General features: G+C 53.7%; 15 protein-coding genes. All 15 read right to left on the bottom strand.

Annotated elements, in window-relative coordinates; genetic code table 11:
- Positions 1–680: 680 nt before the first annotated feature.
- Positions 681–1226 (bottom strand): lytic transglycosylase domain-containing protein, encoded by a 546-nt coding sequence (locus C230_RS0110720; protein ID WP_018132039.1) that lies wholly within the window; start codon positions 1224–1226, stop codon positions 681–683.
- Entirely contained in the window at positions 1223–1822 is a 600-nt protein-coding gene (gene coaE, locus C230_RS0110715) for a dephospho-CoA kinase (RefSeq protein WP_018132038.1), read from the bottom strand. Before coaE ends, C230_RS0110720 begins: the two co-directional genes overlap by 4 nt.
- A 12-nt stretch (positions 1823–1834) precedes the next feature.
- The gene (locus C230_RS0110710) at positions 1835–2614 is read right to left on the bottom strand and encodes an MntP/YtaF family protein (RefSeq protein ID WP_018132037.1); all 780 of its coding nucleotides are present in this window, start codon (positions 2612–2614) and stop codon (positions 1835–1837) included.
- Between the two features lie 136 nt (positions 2615–2750).
- The gene (gene mutM, locus C230_RS0110705; RefSeq protein WP_018132036.1) at positions 2751–3626 is read right to left on the bottom strand and encodes a DNA-formamidopyrimidine glycosylase; all 876 of its coding nucleotides are present in this window, start codon (positions 3624–3626) and stop codon (positions 2751–2753) included.
- A gap of 98 nt (positions 3627–3724) precedes the next feature.
- Positions 3725–6370: a DNA polymerase I gene (polA, locus tag C230_RS0110700; protein ID WP_026174264.1), complete on the bottom strand. Its 2646-nt coding sequence runs from the start codon at positions 6368–6370 to the stop codon at positions 3725–3727.
- Between the two features lie 117 nt (positions 6371–6487).
- Positions 6488–7390, bottom strand: coding sequence for a nickel transporter permease (gene nikC / locus C230_RS0110695; protein ID WP_018132034.1), 903 nt, complete (start codon positions 7388–7390; stop codon positions 6488–6490).
- A 14-nt stretch (positions 7391–7404) separates the two neighbouring features.
- Positions 7405–8409 carry an ABC transporter permease gene (locus C230_RS0110690; RefSeq protein ID WP_018132033.1) on the bottom strand — a complete coding sequence of 335 codons (1005 nt, stop codon included), beginning with the start codon at positions 8407–8409 and terminating at the stop codon, positions 7405–7407.
- Positions 8410–8525: 116 nt separating this feature from the next.
- The gene (locus tag C230_RS0110685; RefSeq protein WP_018132032.1) at positions 8526–10142 is read right to left on the bottom strand and encodes an ABC transporter substrate-binding protein; all 1617 of its coding nucleotides are present in this window, start codon (positions 10140–10142) and stop codon (positions 8526–8528) included.
- Positions 10143–10165: 23 nt separating this feature from the next.
- Entirely contained in the window at positions 10166–11137 is a 972-nt protein-coding gene (locus C230_RS0110680; RefSeq protein ID WP_018132031.1) for an ABC transporter ATP-binding protein, read from the bottom strand.
- Positions 11118–12110 carry an ABC transporter ATP-binding protein gene (locus C230_RS0110675; protein WP_018132030.1) on the bottom strand — a complete coding sequence of 331 codons (993 nt, stop codon included), beginning with the start codon at positions 12108–12110 and terminating at the stop codon, positions 11118–11120. The genes C230_RS0110680 and C230_RS0110675 overlap by 20 nt, the downstream gene beginning before the upstream one ends.
- Positions 12111–12408: 298 nt before the next feature.
- Entirely contained in the window at positions 12409–13365 is a 957-nt protein-coding gene (locus C230_RS0110670) for an ABC transporter ATP-binding protein (protein WP_018132029.1), read from the bottom strand.
- Positions 13358–14386 carry an ABC transporter ATP-binding protein gene (locus C230_RS0110665; RefSeq protein WP_018132028.1) on the bottom strand — a complete coding sequence of 343 codons (1029 nt, stop codon included), beginning with the start codon at positions 14384–14386 and terminating at the stop codon, positions 13358–13360. The genes C230_RS0110670 and C230_RS0110665 overlap by 8 nt, the downstream gene beginning before the upstream one ends.
- A gap of 12 nt (positions 14387–14398) precedes the next feature.
- Positions 14399–15316, bottom strand: coding sequence for an ABC transporter permease (locus tag C230_RS0110660; RefSeq protein ID WP_018132027.1), 918 nt, complete (start codon positions 15314–15316; stop codon positions 14399–14401).
- Positions 15317–15319: 3 nt separating this feature from the next.
- The gene (locus C230_RS0110655) at positions 15320–16249 is read right to left on the bottom strand and encodes an ABC transporter permease (protein ID WP_018132026.1); all 930 of its coding nucleotides are present in this window, start codon (positions 16247–16249) and stop codon (positions 15320–15322) included.
- Positions 16250–16408: 159 nt separating this feature from the next.
- Positions 16409–18037 (bottom strand): peptide ABC transporter substrate-binding protein, encoded by a 1629-nt coding sequence (locus C230_RS0110650; protein WP_018132025.1) that lies wholly within the window; start codon positions 18035–18037, stop codon positions 16409–16411.
- Positions 18038–18495: the final 458 nt, after the last annotated feature.

Raw genomic sequence — 18495 nt, 5'->3', positions numbered from 1 at the left:
CTCCTCAGCCAAGACGAAAAGTGGAGCACGGGCAAAAAGTACCTGGAGGTAGATCCATACAACAAGTGGCTCAACCGACAGGCCGGGGCGCATCCAGAAGAATTCCAGGCATGAGACATTCATGCAAAATGCGGCTTTGCCCGTAGCAAACGACATACCGCATCAGGAGAGGTTGGTCAAGTGCTCTCCTTGACGAATCTCTCCTGATGCGGTTCAATTCAGCCTGGGCAAAGCCATGGACAGAGAAACTCCAACCCAAAAAGAATTTACACAAAAATCCGGACTTGACCGTTGGGATCAGATCTGTTCTTTCGATAACGCATTAAACTTATATTTATTCTTCAGTTATTTCTTATTCGTTTTGATCGGACATTGAAAGGGAAACCTGAAGATTGGCGTATACTTCCAATTCTAATACCGCTCTATTATGTATACAGTTTCTTATGGTGTCTCATCTATATCTATAGTGTGATTCAATACTTTCTCAAGCGCGGAAAGATATCCTGGGCAAAAACGCATCATACCGGTGCAAATCAGAATCGAAGCATCGAAGCCTAATGGCGTGTAAGTGTAGTGTAATATTTTCCGAATATTTTGTTCATTTCGCAAAAATGGCTCTGCGACAGTCAGCCCCCGCCGACTGTCGACCCAGAGCCATTTCCGTTTTCGTCTATGCAACCCTATGTATAAATCTCCTTATACCGCTCATAATTGTACAGCACCCGCTGGACGAAATGGCGCGTTTCCCCCACCGGGATCTGGTCGAGATGCTCCAGCGTCCCGTCCCAGGTGCCATCCTTCAGCCACGCCTCGACCCGACTGGGTCCCGAGTTGTAGGCGGCGATCGCCGCCACCCGGTTTCCCTGAAACCGCTTTTCCAGATAGGACACATACCAGCAGCCGAGCCGGATGTTGATCTCCGGCTGGGCGAGGTCTTCCGGCGTATTGTACGAAAGCCCGCTTTGCCCGGCGATCCATTCTGCCGTCTGCGGCATCAGCTGCATCAGCCCGATCGCCCCCGCCCGCGACACGTTCGTCTCCTTGAATTTGCTTTCCACGCGGACAATCGCGGCCACCAGCAGCGGGTCGATATTGAACGCAAGCGCATTTTGCTGGATGGTTTGGTAATGGTAGAGCGGATACATCCATCGCAAAATCTGCTTGGAACTGAGCATCGTCACGACAATGACAAAGATGATTCCGATCAGCGCATATCTTTTTTTCACGTGGCCGCTTTCAACTCCTCCCAGACCCGCTCCACTTGCGATCGCGTCTCTTCCAATGTTCCCCGATTGTCAATCAGGTAGTCGGCGTACGCTTTTTTTTGCTCGATCGGCATTTGCGCCCGAATGCGCCTGATCGCCTCCTCCTCCGACAGGCAGTTCCGCTGCATCAAGCGGCGCATTTGGGTGGGCTCGTCCACGTACACGACGATCACCTTGTCCATCCGCCGATACAGGCCTGTCTCGATCAGGAGCGGAACGTCGTGAATCACCGGCCGCCGCGGGTTCTCCCTAAGAAAATCGGCCGTCTGCCGATCCGCTTCTTCCCGCACCCTGGGGTGGACAATCCGGTTGAGCACTTCCCGCTGGGAAGCGTCGGAAAACACGATCTGCCCCAGTCGCACCCGGTCGATCGTCCGGTCCGCAAGCAGAATCCCCTCACCAAAATGGGCAACCAGATCGCGCCAGGCGGGACGATCCGGTTCCACCACCAGCCGGGCGATCCGATCCGCATCGACGATCGCCGCCCCCAACTGGCGAAACATATTCGACACTGTGCTCTTGCCTGTGGCGATACCGCCCGTCAACCCCGCGATCATGACTCGACCCCTTCACGAAAACATCTTCGTCAGCCCGATCAGAATCAGGATCAGGCCGGGCAAAAACGAGATCCGCCGGACAAGCGGAATCTCTGCATATTTATGTCCAATTTTCAGCCCGATGCTGATAAAAAGCATACTCATCAGCGAGATGACTACCGCGGTTGCAAGCGGCGGGTAGCCGATCAGCGACGCTCCGATACCGGCTCCGAACGCGTCCATCGACAGCGCCATCCCCAGCAGAAACGCCTCGCCGGCGCTGATCGATCCGGATTGGTCGATATCGGCCACCGACGGCGTTTTCAAAATCTGGATGACAAGCCCCAGCTTCCGCAATTCCAGTTTGAAGATGCGGGCTTCCTCCGTCCGTTTCGCAGAAATTTCCGAGACAGGTTCGATACCCTTCGTTTCCGAAAAAGCTTCGGCTCCCGTTCCGGAAACTTCCGCTCTCACACAGTTCAAGACGTCTTTCGGACAGTCGGCAACCGTCTCCCGGTTCTGTCCCCGTTTCGGATCCGGCTGGTCTTTTTGGTTCAGCATGTGAACGATCGCCCAGCCGCCGATCGCAATCAGAATGCACGCCCCGACCAGCCTCGCGCCGCCGGGAGACATAAACCGCACGATCAGCCCGCCGATGCTCATCGAAACCAGGATCATCGTGGCGGAAAGCAGCGTGACAACCACCAGCGACCACCAGGGAAACCGAATGGTTCGCAGCCCATAGGTGATGCCCACGCCAAACCCGTCCAGACTGACCGCAAACGCAAGCATAAACAGAGAAACGAACTGCACAGACTTCCCCTCCCCATATCTCGCCGGATATGGCCAGTGTATGAGAGAGGGACGGTTTCCGTGCAGCCGACCCAGCCGGTCATTGTGCGCGATACAGGCATCTCTGAAACGTGCGAACCCCGGATCGGCCGCCGGTTCAACCGGTCACTGTCGCGACACAGCCTCGCCTGCAGACCGTTGTTCGTTGCTTCGGCTGGCAGACGGGGCAATAATGCGTCCCACGCCCGCCAACGCGGATCTTTTCAATCAGGCTGCCGCATTTCGGGCATGGGCTCTTTTCTTTGCCGTACACCTGCAAACGATATTGAAACCCGCCCGTTTTTCCGTATCCGTTGACATACGATTTGACCGACGAACCGCCCAGTTCGACCGAAGCGGACAATACGTCGACAATCGCCCGGTGCAGCCGCTCGCACTGTTCCCTTGTCAGCTTGTGCCCGGCACACTCCGGGTGAATCCCCGCCTGGAACAAGACTTCATCGGCATAGATGTTGCCGATTCCCGCCACCAGGTTCTGGTCGAGCAGCAGCGCTTTGATTTTTCCGCTCCGATTTTTCAGGCTGTCGTGCAAGACTTTTGGCGTGAAACCGGCTTCCAGCGGTTCCGGGCCGATTTTGCGGAGCCCTGGGATCGCCGACAGGTCTCCTTTCGGCAGCAGGTCGAACGTGCCGAACTGCCGCACATCCTTATAGCGCAGCTCCGTGCCGTCCATAAAATGAAAAATCACATGCGTATGATTCTCCACCGGATCAGTTGCGGGGTACAGCCCGTACCGCCCTTCCATTCGCAAGTGGGACACCATCGTAAACGGGCCCACCTCGAACAGCAGGAATTTGCCGCGCCGCCCCACCCGCTCAACCGTCTGCCCTCGCAATTGGAAACAAAATTGTTCCGCATCATCCGGCGTGCGGATCAGCCGCGGCAGGGTAACGGTCACATCGCGAATCGTTTTCCCCGCCACCAGCGCCTGCAAACTGCGTCTGACCGTCTCCACTTCCGGCAATTCCGGCACCCCGTTCGCCTCCTTTCCACAATCGATGGCTACCCCAGCCGCCGGCGACTGTACAGGCACCCGCTCATAACAGCTCCCGTCGCACGCGGAGCGATCCGCTACTTCGCATCATACCAGGTGTCCCCGTATGCCACGTCGACTTTCAGCGGCACATCCAGTTTCACCGCATGTTCCATGATGTCCGGAACAAGCTGTTTCATCGTGTCCAACTCGTCCTCCGGCACTTCAAACACCAGCTCGTCATGTACCTGCAAGAGCATCCGGCTCTTGAGGCAGCGCTTCTCCAGCTCCTCCGCGATCCGGATCATCGCCAGCTTGATGATGTCGGCCGCCGACCCCTGCACCCGCGTGTTCTGGGCCGCCCGCTCCGCGAAACTGCGGACATTGTAGTTGGACGAATGGAGATCGGGCAAATACCGCCGGCGGTTCAACAGGGTGGTCACATAGCCGTCCTTGCGCGCCTGCACGACCACCTCTTCCATATATCGTTTCACGCCCGGAAACTTGGCAAAATAATTTTCGATAAACTCCGCCGCCTGCTTGCGGGGGATGTTCAGATTCTGTGACAGCCCGTAGTCGGAAATCCCGTAGACGATGCCAAAATTGACCGCTTTCGCCGCCCGCCGCATCTCCGGCGTCACCTGGTCGGCGGGCACTTCGAACACGTCGCTCGCCGTCCGCGTATGAATGTCCATATCGTTCGCAAATGCGTCGATCAGCGACTCATCTCCCGAAATGTGCGCGAGAATCCGCAATTCGATTTGCGAATAGTCGGCAGCCAGCATCTTCCACCCAGCTTCACTCGGCACAAACGCCTGCCGCAGCCGCCGCCCTTCTTCCATCCGGATCGGGATGTTCTGCAGGTTCGGTTCGGTCGACGACAGACGGCCGGTTGCGGTGGTCGCCTGATTAAAGCTGGTGTGCACCTTGCCGGTGTCTTCCCGCACCACTTTCAGCAGCCCTTCCACATAAGTCGACTGCAGTTTGCCCAGCTGCCGAAAGTCAAGGATCTTCTGAACGATCTCCGAGAAAGGAGCCAATTTTTCCAGCACGTCGGCCGAGGTGGAGTAGCCGGTCTTCGTTTTCTTCTGGGTCGGCAGCCCCATCTTGTCAAACAGGATCTCGCCCAGTTGCTTCGGCGAGTTGATGTTGAATTCGGTGCCCGCCAGTTCGTAAATTTCGCCGGTCAGGCGCTCGATCTTTTCGCTCAGCTCCTGTCCGATTTGCCGCAGGCGGTCGGTGTCCACCTTCACACCCTGGTACTCCATTTCGGCCAACACATACGCCAGCTTCAGCTCCAGATCCTGATACAGCGAATGGACTTCCTGCCGCCGCATCTGCTCGTCCAGTTTCGGCTGCAGCCGGCAGAGGGCGGAGGCGATTTTTCCGTAAAAATCGGCCCGTTCCGCAAGCGTCGGTTCCGGCGATTTTTTGTCCGTTTTCAGTGCAGGCACGGACCAGTTCAATTCGCGGGCGATGATCTCTTCCAGCTTCGGCGTTCCATCCTGCGGGTTCAACAGGTAGCTGGCCAGCAGCACGTCAAACGTACGGCCCCCGAGCCCCATCTGCCGGTCACGCAGCATGTAGACCGCCGCTTTCACGTCGAAGAACACTTTTTGCTTGTCCCCGTTTGCAAAAAACGGCTGCAGCGCTTCCGGCACAGTCCCTTCCGCAAAGGCAACATACCACGCCCGATCCGGCGCTCCCAACGCCACCCCGTTCAGCGCCGCCCGGTGGTAATGTCCCGCGTAGTCGAACTGCACACCGACCGTGTCCGGCAGATCAGCCAAAATCCTGGATAGCTCCTCCGCTTCAACGATTTCCACAGCCAGATCAACCGTGTCGCCGTTGGGCGGAGCCGTTTCTTCCCCTCCTTCTTCCGCCAGCTTGTTCAGCAGGGATTTGAACTCGTACTGCTTGAACGTCTCACGCACGCGCGATTTATCAAATCCTCGGTACGTCAACTGGTCGAGGGTGACATCCAACGGGACCTCGCGGAAAATGGTGGCCAATTTTTTCGACAGGAGGGCGTCTTTGCGGTGTTCCGCCAATTTTTCCTGCAGCTTCTTGCCGGGCACCTTGTCGAGATTCTCCAGCACCGCCTCCATCGTTCCAAATTCATGCAGCAGTTTGAGCGCCGTTTTTTCCCCGACGCCGGGAACTCCGGGGATGTTGTCGGACGAATCGCCCATCAGCCCCTTCAGGTCAACGATTTGCTGCGGAGTCAGGCCGTAGCGCTCTTTCACTTTTTCCGGATCGTACCGTTCCGTTTCGGTGATCCCTTTCCGCGTCAAAATCGCGTGCACATGTTCGGAAACCAGTTGCAACAGGTCTTTGTCGCCCGATACGACCAGCGTTTCGTATCCTTCCTGCTCCGCCTGCCGCGACAGGGTACCGATGATATCGTCCGCTTCATATCCTTCCAGTTCGAGATGGATGATGCCGAACGCATCCAACACGTCGCGGACAATCGGGAACTGCTCCGACAATTCGTTCGGAGTCTTCTCCCGCGTACCTTTATAATCCTCAAAGAACTCATGGCGAAACGTGGTTTTTCCCTTGTCAAACGCAACCGCCACATGGGTCGGCCGTTCATCCTGCAAAAGCCGCAAAAGCATCATCGTGAAGCCGTACGCCGCGTTCGTATGGCGGCCGCCGGCGGTCGACAACAAAGGCAGCGCAAAAAATGCCCTGTATGTGATACTGTTCCCGTCGATCAGGATCAGTTTCTTTCTTTCGCTCAAACCGTTCACCCCGGATCGCAAAAATTCGCCGCAGTTGCAGCGAGCTTTCGGAAATTGTACCGCTTGCTCCATTGTAACATAAAGAAAACCGGGGATTCACCCCGGCTGCTTGCCATTTTACTGTTTCATCTTCGGATCGAGCGCATCGCGCAGGCCATCCCCGAACATATTGAACGCGAGCACGGTGAACATGATCGACAGCCCGGGGAAAATCATCGTCCACGGAGCGGTCGTCAAGTACGGACGGGCGTCTGACAGCATCTTGCCCCATTCCGGTTGCGGGGCTTGTGCCCCCAACCCCAAAAAGCTGAGCGCCGCCGCTTCAATGATTGCGGTCGCAATCCCCAGCGTGCCCTGCACGATAATCGGCGCCATGCAGTTGGGTAGCACGTGCTGAAACAGGATACGTGCATTGGACATGCCGATCACACGGGCGGCTGTCACGTATTCTTCTTCCTTGACGCTTAACACCCTGGATCGGACAAGCCGTCCGTATACAGGGACGTTAATAATCGCGATCGCGATCAACGCGTTGAACAGACTCGGCCCCAACACAGCCACAATCGCAATCGCCAGCAAAATGCTGGGGAACGCCAGCATAATGTCAAACAGGCGGGAAATCAGCGTATCGGCCCATTTTCCGTAATAGCCGGAAATCAACCCGAGTACCGTGCCCACCACAATCGAACCGACCACCGAGAAAAAACCGACCCATAACGAAATGCGGGCTCCATACAAAATTCGGCTGAAAATGTCCCGCCCGAGATCATCCGTCCCAAACCAGTGCTGGGCGCCTGGCGGCTGCAATCCGTTCGACGGGTTGTAAACCGGATTCGCCGGATCGTATTGTTCGGGCGCGAGCAGGGGTGCACAAATTCCCACCAGAATAAAAAACAGGATCATGCCGAGACCGACGACTGCAGACTTTTGCTTGCGGAGCCGTTTCCACGCCTCTGTCCACGGGGATGTTCCCTTGTATCCGGTCCGGATGGTTTCCGTATTCGTCACTGTCAGATTCATTGCGTCACCCACCCTTACTTGTATTGGATACGCGGATCCAGCCACGCGTACAGCAAATCGACCACCAGGTTGATCAGGACGAAAAGCGCCGACACCACCAGAATGCCGGACTGTATGACCGGATAATCGCGGAACGAAATGGCGTCATAGATGTAACGCCCGATTCCCGGCCAGCCAAAAATCGTCTCGGTCAGCACCGCCCCTCCAAGCAACGTGCCGGTTTGCAACCCGATCACCGTCATCACAGGTGCAAACGCGTTTTTCAGCGCATGCTTGTACACCACCCAAAATTCGGATAACCCTTTGGCGCGAGCGGTCCGTACGTAATCGGACTTCATCACTTCCAGCATGCTCGACCGGGTCATCCTCGCGATGATCGCCATCGGGATGGTTCCCAAGGCGATTCCCGGCAGGATCAGATGCTGAAAGACATCCCAGAATCCCTGCCAGTTTCCTTGCAGAATTGTGTCCAACAGATAAAATCCGGTGATCGCCTCGATCGGCTCACGCGGATTGATGCGGCCGGTTGAGGGCAACCAGCCCAATTTTTCCGCAAATACCCACTGTTCCATCAAGCCGAGCCAAAAGATTGGCATCGAGACGCCGATCAAAGCGACCAGCATGGCGATATAATCAAACCACGACGCCTTTTTCCAGGCGGCGATGATTCCCGCGTTGACGCCCACAACCACCGCGATCAGAATACTGACGACCGTCAGTTCGATGGTTGCCGTCAGATACGGTACCAACTCCTCCGAAATCGGCTTTTTCGTGCGCAGCGACACACCGAGATCACCGGTCACGACGTGTCCCACATAGGTTGCGTATTGGGTGATCAAAGGTTTGTCCAGACCGAGCTGCAACCGCAGCTCCTGCACCGCTTCGGGGGTAGCTCTCTCTCCCAAAATCGTCAGCGCCGGGTCACCAGGAATTGCCCGGATGATCGAAAATACGATGACCGACATGCCGATCAGAACAGGGATCAATTGCAACAAGCGACGCCCAGTATACGACAACATCTTCCATTACCACCGCCTTAAAATGAAACCTCTCTGCCACCACAGACAGCGAATGGCACTCCGTTCGTGCGGGAATGGAATGGGGCATGGTTGAGCACATGCCCCATTTTCCCGGATTATTTCTCAATCGATACGTCGACCAAGCTTTCCGATCCTTTCGGATGCGGAACATATCCTTTTACGCTCTTCGCCGCCGCCAATGCTGGGCGGGAGTGGACGAGCGGCACCATCGGCGCGTCCTCATGGATGATCTTTTGCGCCTCTTCATACAGTTTCGTGCGCTGTGCCTGATCCGAGGTGACCTGCGCCTTGGTCAACAGCTCATGCACCTTGTCGCTCTTGTACAGCGAAATGTTTTGCGCAGCCGGCGGGTTCGCCGTGTCTTTATCGAGCAGCACATACAGGAAGTTGTCCGGATCTCCGTTGTCGCCCGTCCAGCCCAGCAGTGCCATCGGATGTTCCCCGTTTTTCGTCTTCTTCAGATACGTTGCCCATTCGAAGCTGACGATCTTGGTCTTGATCCCGATCTTCGCCAGGTCGGCCTGGATCGCTTCCGCGATTTTTTGCGGTTGCGGCATGTACGGACGAGCGACCGGCATCGCCCAGAAATCGGTCTCAAACCCGTTCGGGTAACCGGCTTCCGCCAGCAGTTGCTTGGCCTTTTCCGGATTGTACTCATAGTCCTTGATGTCCTTGTTGTAACCCCAGACCGACGGCGGCATCGGGTTGACGGCCGGTTGCGCCAGCCCCGCGTAGAACGAGTCGATCAGGCCCTTTTTGTTGATCGCCATGCTGATCGCTTGCCGAACTTTTGGATTGTCAAACGGTTTTTTCGTGTTGTTCATCGCCAGATAGCCGACGTTCATCGAAGGACGCAGCAGGACTTGCAGTTTGCTGTCCGCCTCGACTTGTTTGACGTCAGACGGATTCAGGCCGTCCATCACATCGATCTCGCCCGACTTCAGCGCGGTCAAACGAGCCGTGTTGTCAGGGATCACCTTGAACACGATTTTGTCCAGTTTCGGCAGACCCTTTTGCCAGTATTGATCGTTCTTCTCCAGGGTGATCGAGTCGTTCGGCTTCCACTCCTTGAATTTGAACGGACCGGTTCCGACCGGGTTTTGGGCGATTTTTTCCCCGTATTTCTCAAGCGCCGCCGGACTGATGATGGCAAACGTCGACATCGCGAGGTTCGCCAGGAAAGGCGCCAGCGGACGGCTGAGCTTGAACTCGACCGTGTAATCGTCGACCGCCTTGATGCCCTCAATTACGCTGCCTTCCCCTTTAAAGCCGCCAAACATATCGTGGAAATATTCAAAATCTCCTTTGTGCTGGGGGTGATTTTTGTCCCACATGCGTTCGAAGTTGTAAACGACCGCTTTCGCGTTAAAGTCGGTCCCGTCATGGAACTTGACGCCCTGTCTCAATTTGAACGTCCACGTCTTGCCATCGGCGGAGGTTTGCCACTCGGTCGCCAGCCCAGGGATCACCTTGGTGCTGTCTTTCTCAAAATCAACCAGCGTATCGTAAATGTTTTCCGTCACGCGGAAGGATTCGCCGTCCGTGACGTTGTGCGGATCGAGCTTAACGCTGTCGCCTCCCCGTCCGTAAATCAGCGTACCGCCGGCTTTTTTCGCGTTGTTGGGCTCGGCCGCCGGTTTGCTGCCGCATCCGGTCAGGACGAGCGAACCGGCCAGTGCACTCACTGCAAGCAGTTGAAGTGCTTTTTTCATGATTTGACCCCCTTGTTTGATGGTTATGGATTGTATAGGTGACAGGCCACATAGTGGCCATCCCCAACATCGGTCAGTTCCGGACGTACCGTCCTGCAAATGTCCATGCAGGCGAAGCATCGCGGATGAAAGGCGCAGCCTTGCGGCGGATTCGCCGGGCTTGGCACATCGCCTTCGAGGATGATGCGTTCCCGTTTGCTGTTCGGTTTCGGGACGGGAACGGCTGACAGCAGCGCTTGCGTATACGGGTGAAGCGGCTTGTCAAACAGGTTTTGCTTGTCGGCCTGCTCGACAATCCGGCCGAGATACATCACGCCAACCCGGTCGCTGATATGCTTGACCACGCTCAAATCGTGGGCGATAAACAGATAGGTCAGATGAAACTCCTGCTGCAGCCGGCGCAGCAGGTTCAACACCTGCGATTGAATCGATACATCCAGCGCGGAAACCGGTTCATCGGCAATGATCAGTTTCGGGTTGAGGGCGAGCGCCCGGGCGATGCCGATCCGCTGCCGCTGGCCACCGGAGAACTCGTGCGGATAGCGGTCCGCATGGTACGCATGCAATCCGACGACCTCCAGCAGTTCCTGCACCCGCTTTTTCCGTTCCATTGGCGTCAGCAGGTTATGTACGATCAACGGTTCTTCAATCAGCTTGCCGACCGTTTTGCGCGGATTGAGCGAAGCGTACGGATCCTGAAAAATCAACTGCATATCCCGATACAAACGGCGCATTTCATCTTTCGATACGCTTGAGATGTCCCTGCCTTGAAATACAATCTCGCCTTCCGTCTGTGGAATCAGACGCAATATGGTGCGTCCGGTGGTCGATTTGCCGCAGCCCGACTCGCCAACCAATCCGAATGTTTCTCCTTCCATCACGGAAAAGGTGACCCCGTCCACCGCTTTCACAAAACCGGCACTTTTGCGGAACAGCCCTTTTTTGATGGGATAGTAGGTTTTCAGATTCTTCACTTCAAGCAACGGTTGAGACACGCGGATCCCCCTCTGTCAGAAAACAACGGGATTTATGCCCGTTTGCAAGTTCGATCAATTCCGGCTCCTCCTGCCGGCAACGATCGGTCGCGAAGGCGCAGCGCGGAGCAAATTTGCACCCGTCCGGCATTTCGGATGGAAACGGCACATTGCCCGGGATCGATTCCAGCCACTCCACTTCCTGATCAAGCGACGGAATCGATTTTAGCAGCCCGATCGTGTACGGATGCCGCGGATCGTAAAAAATCGTCTCCACATCGGCTTCCTCCACGACTTTGCCGCCGTACATCACCACCACCCGGTCGCACATCTCCGCCACCACGCCCAGGTCATGCGTGATCATCAGGATCGACGTCCCGTTCTCCCGCTTCAGCTTGCGCATCAGATCCAAAATCTGTGCCTGAATCGTCACATCAAGCGCCGTGGTCGGTTCATCGGCGATCAGCAGCTTCGGCTGGCAGGCCATCGCCATGGCGATCATCACCCGCTGCCTCATGCCGCCGGACAAGCGATGCGGATACTCGTCCGCTATCTGTTCCGCGCGGGGGATTCCCACCTCTTTCAAAAGCTCTACCGCCCGCCGTTTCGCTTCTTTTTTGCCCAGGTCGGTATGCAGCCGCAATGTTTCGCAAATTTGGTCCCCGATCGTAAAGACGGGATTCAGGGACGTCATCGGTTCCTGAAAAATCATTGAGATCCGGTTGCCGCGAATCCTTCTCATGTCCGCCTCGGACAGCGTCAGCAGATCGACCCCTTCAAACAGAATCGAGCCGTCGACAATTTTTCCCGGAGGCTTTGGAATCAAACCCATGATCGACAGGGAAGTGACGCTTTTCCCGCATCCCGACTCGCCGACGATGCCAACCGTCTCCCCATGACCGACGGCAAGATCGACCACGTCTACCGACCGGACGGTTCCCTGATCCGTAAAAAAATAGGTCTTCAATCCTCTGATCTCAAGCAATGGCGCCATAGCCCAACCCCTTTTCTTTCCACCGGCTAAACGAAAAAGCAAACTGCCTGTCCTATAGTTGCGTGATCGGAACGTGAAATTCTGTCCAGGCCTCTCGAACCATCGCTGGTAATATGTATGAGACACCTGCCAATTCTATGAACCAGCCCCCGAAAATCATATTTGATAATTCCATACATGCATATTATAGCAATAATTCTATACTTTTCCCATAATAAAAATAATAGAAAATAGCCTTGATCACGGGGGAGAACCGCGCAATCAAGGCTACAATCGGATCTTCGTGCATTGTCACCGATCAATTATACAGATGACAAGCGACAAAATGATTCGGCTCGACTTCTTTGAATTCCGGCACGATCTCCGCGCATTCCGGCATCGCCTTCGGACAGCGGGTCCTAAACCGGCAGCCGCTCGGCGGATTGATCGGGCTGGGAATGTCTCCTTTTAGAATGATGCGTTCTCGGGAGCGTTCCACCTCGGGATCCGGAATGGGAATTGCGGACAACAGCGCTTCTGTATACGGATGCAGAGGTTTCCGGTACAACTCGTTTGATTCGGCAACCTCCACCAACCCTCCAAGATACATGACGCCGATCCGATCGGAAATATGTTTCACCATTGCCAAATCATGAGCAATAAACAGGTAGGTCAAGCCCCGCTCTTTTTGCAGCCGCTTGAGCAGATTCACCACCTGCGCTTGAATCGATACGTCAAGCGCGGAGATCGGTTCATCCGCAATGATAAATTGCGGCTCAATCGCCAGCGCCCTCGCAATCCCGATACGCTGCCGTTGCCCGCCGGAAAATTCATGCGGGAAGCGGTTGGCATGTTCCTCGTTCAAACCGACAGTGCGCAACAGTTCCACCACACGCTCTTTTCGCTTTTGGCCGGTGTAAAGGCCATGGATGTCGATACCTTCCGCGATGATATCGCCAACCGTCATCCGCGGATTCAAAGAAGCGTATGGATCCTGAAAGACCATCTGCATGTTCCGGGTAAATTCTCTAAGTTTTTTTCCCCTTAACCGGTGAACGTTTTCCCCGTTAAAAATGACCTCTCCGTCAGTTGCGTCATACAGCCTGATAATCGTCCGCCCGGCGGTGGATTTTCCGCATCCCGACTCTCCAACAAGTCCAAACGTCTCTCCCCGTTTGATGGAGAACGATACGTTGTCGACCGCTTTGAGGACCTTGCCGCCTCCAACCTGGAAATATTTTTTCAGATTCCGAACCTCAAGAATGTTTTCAGCCACGGCTATGTCCCCCCACTTCTACCGGTCGTTCGACTTTAGGAGCGCTCGGATGTTGCAACCAACATGCCGCACTATGAGTAGAAGAGATATTCGTGTGTTCAGGGTCTTCTTCCAAGCATATATTCATCGCGTATGGGCATCTGGCCGCAAATGCACAACCTTTGGGCGGTGCAAAAAGATCAGGCGGCGTGCCGGGAATCGGAACCAAATCTTCTTTCTGATCATCGTCCAGACGCGGCACAGAACGCAGCAGTCCCCATGTATACGGATGTTTCGGATCGTAGAATACTTCATCGACTGTGCCTTGTTCCACTACTTTGCCGGCGTACATCACCACTACCCGTTGCGCGACGTCCGCCACAACACCAAGATCATGAGTGATCAGGATGATGGCCGTGTTCGTCTTTTGTTGCAAATCCTTTATCAAATCCAAAATCTGCGCCTGAATCGTTACGTCAAGTGCGGTCGTAGGCTCGTCGGCGATTAACAGTTTCGGATTGCATGCCAGGGCAATCGCAATCATCACCCGCTGCCGCATCCCGCCTGAAAACTGATGCGGATACTGGTTGATCCGGCTTTCCGGGCTTGGGATGCCAACCAATCGTAACATTTCGATCGCACGCTCTTTAGCTGCCTCTTTACTTAACCCCTGATGTTTGATCAGGCCCTCCGTAATTTGCTTGCCAATCGTCATGGTGGGGTTGAGCGAGGTCATCGGATCCTGAAAGATCATTCCCATCTCGGATCCCCGAATATCTTCCATTTGTTTATCGGACAGCTTGGTAATTTCAATTTTCCCGTCAAATAGAATCGATCCACCTTTGATGATGCTCGGCGGTGTCGGTATCAGCCGCATGATGGTCTGAGCCGTAACCGATTTTCCGCAACCGGACTCCCCGACAATCGCCAACGCTTCACCTTTATACAGATCAAACGAGACGCCGCGGACCGCTTGCACTTCCCCCGCATACGTTTGAAACGACACTTTGAGGTCTTTGACTTCCAGAATTTTTTCACGCATGTGACTCCCTCCTTACTTGCGCATCTTCGGATCGAGAGCGTCACGCAGACCGTCTCCCAACAGGTTGAAGCTTAACAAAATCAAACTGAAGACAGCTGTCGGGATCAAAACACGATAGGGGAACGATCGCATTACGTTCACTCCATCAGACAATAACGTACCAAGAGACGCAAGCGGCGGACGAATTCCCAGACCGATAAAGCTCAGAAAAGCTTCCACAAAAATGGCATTCGGAACAACAAATGTGATGTTGACGATGATGATGCCAAGCGCATTGGGAATCAAATGCTTCAAGATAATGCGCGATGAACTGGCTCCCAGAGTGCGAGCGGCCAGCACAAACTCCTGTTCCTTAAGTGATAGGACTTGTCCGCGCACCAAGCGTGCCATCCCCACCCAACCGGTGACCGCGTACGCGATAATGATTGTCCAAACCCCCGGACCAATCATCATGATCATCAAAATGGTGACCATCAAAAACGGAATCGAGTAAATGATCTCGATAATCCGCTGCATCACGTCGTCCACTTTTCCGCCGTAATAAGCGGATATTCCTCCATAGAGAACACCAAAAATCAAATCCAGTGTGGCGGCCATAATTCCAATGAACAAAGAGATTCGGGTTCCCCACCACACACGAACCCACAGATCCCTGCCGAATTCATCGGTCCCAAACCAGTGTTGGGAGGAGGGCCAGAGGTTTCGTTCTTGCAAGTTTTGGGTGGCATAATCGTATTGGGAAAACAACGGAGCGAAAATCGCAAACAACGAGAGAATTAACAATATGGTAAGCCCGGCCATCGCCAACCGGTTCTTTTTCAGGCGACGCCAAGCGTCCTGCCAGTAGGTCAGCGACGGACGGACTATCGCGTCCTTTGCCAAAGAAGCTTTGGGAATGGGCTGAAATTTGTCGTTTGTCATCGTTTGCATCGGTTAACCCCTCCCTTTTGCCAAACGAATTCGCGGATCGATGATGCCGTAAACGATGTCCGTCAGGAACATGATAACAATCAGGATGACTGAATAAAAGATCGTCAGACCGGCAATCATCGTATAATCGTTCGAATAAACGGACTGTACAAAGTGCTTGCCCAATCCGGGAATCGAGAAGACTTGTTCAACCACAAGCGTGCCCGTGATAATATTGACAAAAATCGGCCCCAAGATCGTAACGACCGGCAAAATCGCATTTCGAACGGTGTGCTTGAGGACGATCGAAAACTGGGAAAGCCCTTTCGACTTTGCAGTCTTGATATAATCCTGGTGCAGCACATCCAACATCGATGTCCTCATCATACGGGCCACAATCGCCAATGTATAAAAAGAAAGAGCGATCGAAGGGAGAATTCGGTGCTCCGGACCGTACCAAAGACCGGCTGGCAGCCACTCAAGTTTGACTCCCACGAAATATGACAACAGAGGAGCCAACACAAACGAAGGAATCGATACTCCCAGGACAGCCGTAAACATCGCGATGTAATCCAAAGCTTTCCCGTGGTTCAACGAAGCCAAGATCCCTAAAGTCAATCCAAATATCACAGCCAGACTGATCGACCAGATCCCAAGTTCAAGTGAATTCGGAAATCCCTGTGCAATGATTTCGGTTACTTTTCGGGTAGGGAAAGCGAACGAAACGCCCAGATCCCCTTTTGCAACGTCACCTAAATACTGTACATACTGTTCCCAAAGTGGCTTGTCCAAACCGTATTGTTGTTTCAAAATCGTTTTTTGTTGCTCTGTCATCCGCTCGGAATTCTCAAACGGATCGCCTGGCAAGTTATGCATCATAACAAACGTAACGGTTACGATCAACCAAATCGTTACCAGCATATAGAAGAACCGGCGAAGAACGTACCGCAGCACATTGACACCCCCATTTTTGATAGATTGGTTACCTCCGCCACTGAAAAAAGAAAATCTTGACGAGAAACAGTAAGAGTCCAGTTTGAAAGGGACCGTTCTTTTATCTAAGGCCCAAGAACGGTCCCTTTCTCTCACACTTTTATCGGTTGCCAAATTCGGTTACTTAATCGAGGTCCATTTCAATTCCCATTCTTCGCCGTATACCGGCAGAATCAATCCGTCAACCTTCGTCTTCTTCAGATACACAAGGTTGCGGAAGTACATCGGACCGATCGGCATTTCATCCATCAAAATCTTTTCGGCATCCACCAGCAATTTTGCACGCTTCGCGCGGTCGGTTTCCGTTTGTGCCGCCTTGATCAACTGGTCATACTGGGCGTTCGACCAGTCACATTCATTGAATTCGCCTTTGGTCACCCACATGTCAAGGAACGTCATCGGGTCGTTGTAGTCAGCACCCCAGAGCGATACGACGATGTCATACTGTCTGTTCGTGCTCCGTTCGAGACGCAGTTTATGCGGAACCGGCTCGGCGATCAACTCGATGCCCAAGTTTTGCTTCCATTGTGCAATCACGAACTCCAGAGATTTTTTCGCGGTTTCCGTATCGTCGGCCAGCACTTTCAGTTTCGGGAAGGAAGACATGCCGAGTTCCTGCAATCCCTCTTGCAACAGTTGTTTCGCTTTCGCCGCATCAAACTTCGGTTCCAGATCGCCCGCGGTCTTGCGGAAATCGTTGCCGTTCCCGTCGAGCGTACCATTCGGAACGAATCCGGTAGACGGTTGCGAACCGTTTGCCAGCACGACATCGACATACGCCTGACGGTCAATCGCCATCGTCAGAGCCTGACGAATCTTCTTGTTCTTCAGAACCGGCACATTTTCGTTATACATCATGTACTGGGTGACAAGTTCTTTCTTAAGCGTGTATTCCGGCTTGTCTTTCCACTTCGGAATCGCGTCACGGTTGATTTGCGCCAGGTCAACCGCGCCGGTTTCAAACAGGTTCAAAGCCGTGTTGGTATCTTTCACGATTTGAACAGTAACCTTTTCCAGTTTTACGTTCTTGGCATCCCAGTACTTGTCATTTTTCACGAATACGAGTTGTTGTTCATGATCCCATTTTTCCAGCTTGAAAGGACCTGCGCCCAGCACTTTGTCAGCATCGGTACCGTACTTGTCGCCCGCTTTCTTGACGAAATCAGGCTGTTGCGGGAAGAACAGCGGGAACGCGAGCAGTTCGGTGAAGAATGCTTTCGGCTGTTCCAGCGTGAACTGGAGCGTCTTGTCGTCCAGCGCCTTCACCTGAACATCTTCCGCCTTGCCTTTCCCTTCGTTGTATTCCTTGCCGCCTTTGATCCAGGCCACCATGAAAGCGTACTGCGATTTGGTTGCAGGATCCAGCGTCCGTTTCCATGCATATTCGAAGTCGCTTGCTTTCACAGGGGTGCCATCCCAATAGGTGATGCCATCCCGCAGGGTAATTTTATACGTTTTTCCATCAGGAGAAATTTCCGGCAGAGCTTTTGCGAGAGCAGGCTGTGCCTTGCCGTCTTTGTCCAGTCGATAAAGCCCTTCATTGAACGCATTGATCATGGTGAATGCTGCACTCGCAGTCGCCTTCGAGTTGTCCAAAGCAGGCGGTTCTGCAGAGAACGCAATGTTCAATTCTTGCTTGGCGCCGGTTGTGCCTCCCTGAGCGTTGTCGCCCCCCTTTGAGCAGCCTGCCAGTACACTGCCAGCCATCGTCAGCACAACGGCTGCTGAGAGCCATTTCTTGGCTTTCATGAATTTGCCCCCTTCTGTTCTGGTTATTATTTATGGTCAGGTTCAGAACATATGTATGTTCTGTCACCCTATACCCCTGCCAAAAGCTCCGGTTCCGACCGACCGTTTGCGTAAAACGAATTTTTGAACAATTCTAATCGAAAAAGAAACCCATTATTCTATTGGTGTTACCAATACAGTCTATTGATTTCACCAATAATCGCCAACAAGATTATACCGAACTTAGACTCATGAGTCTACTGTAAAATTTCGGTTCAAAATCAATATATAGAATCCATTCCCTACATTATCACAGCCATCAACCGTTTGGCGACTGACGGAAAGGGAGTAAGAGGCAATAATGGATATTTTTCTCCCCCGCGCTTTATCAATCTCGTTCTCACGGACATTTTAATTATCGCGGATATTTTCATTTGATTGTATAAATATCCGATTGAAATGTTTTTAAAACAGCCTTT

The sequence above is a fragment of the Effusibacillus pohliae DSM 22757 genome, assembly GCF_000376225.1.
GTDB lineage: Bacteria > Bacillota > Bacilli > Tumebacillales > Effusibacillaceae > Effusibacillus > Effusibacillus pohliae.
This window is presented reverse-complemented; position numbering and strand designations above follow the sequence as displayed.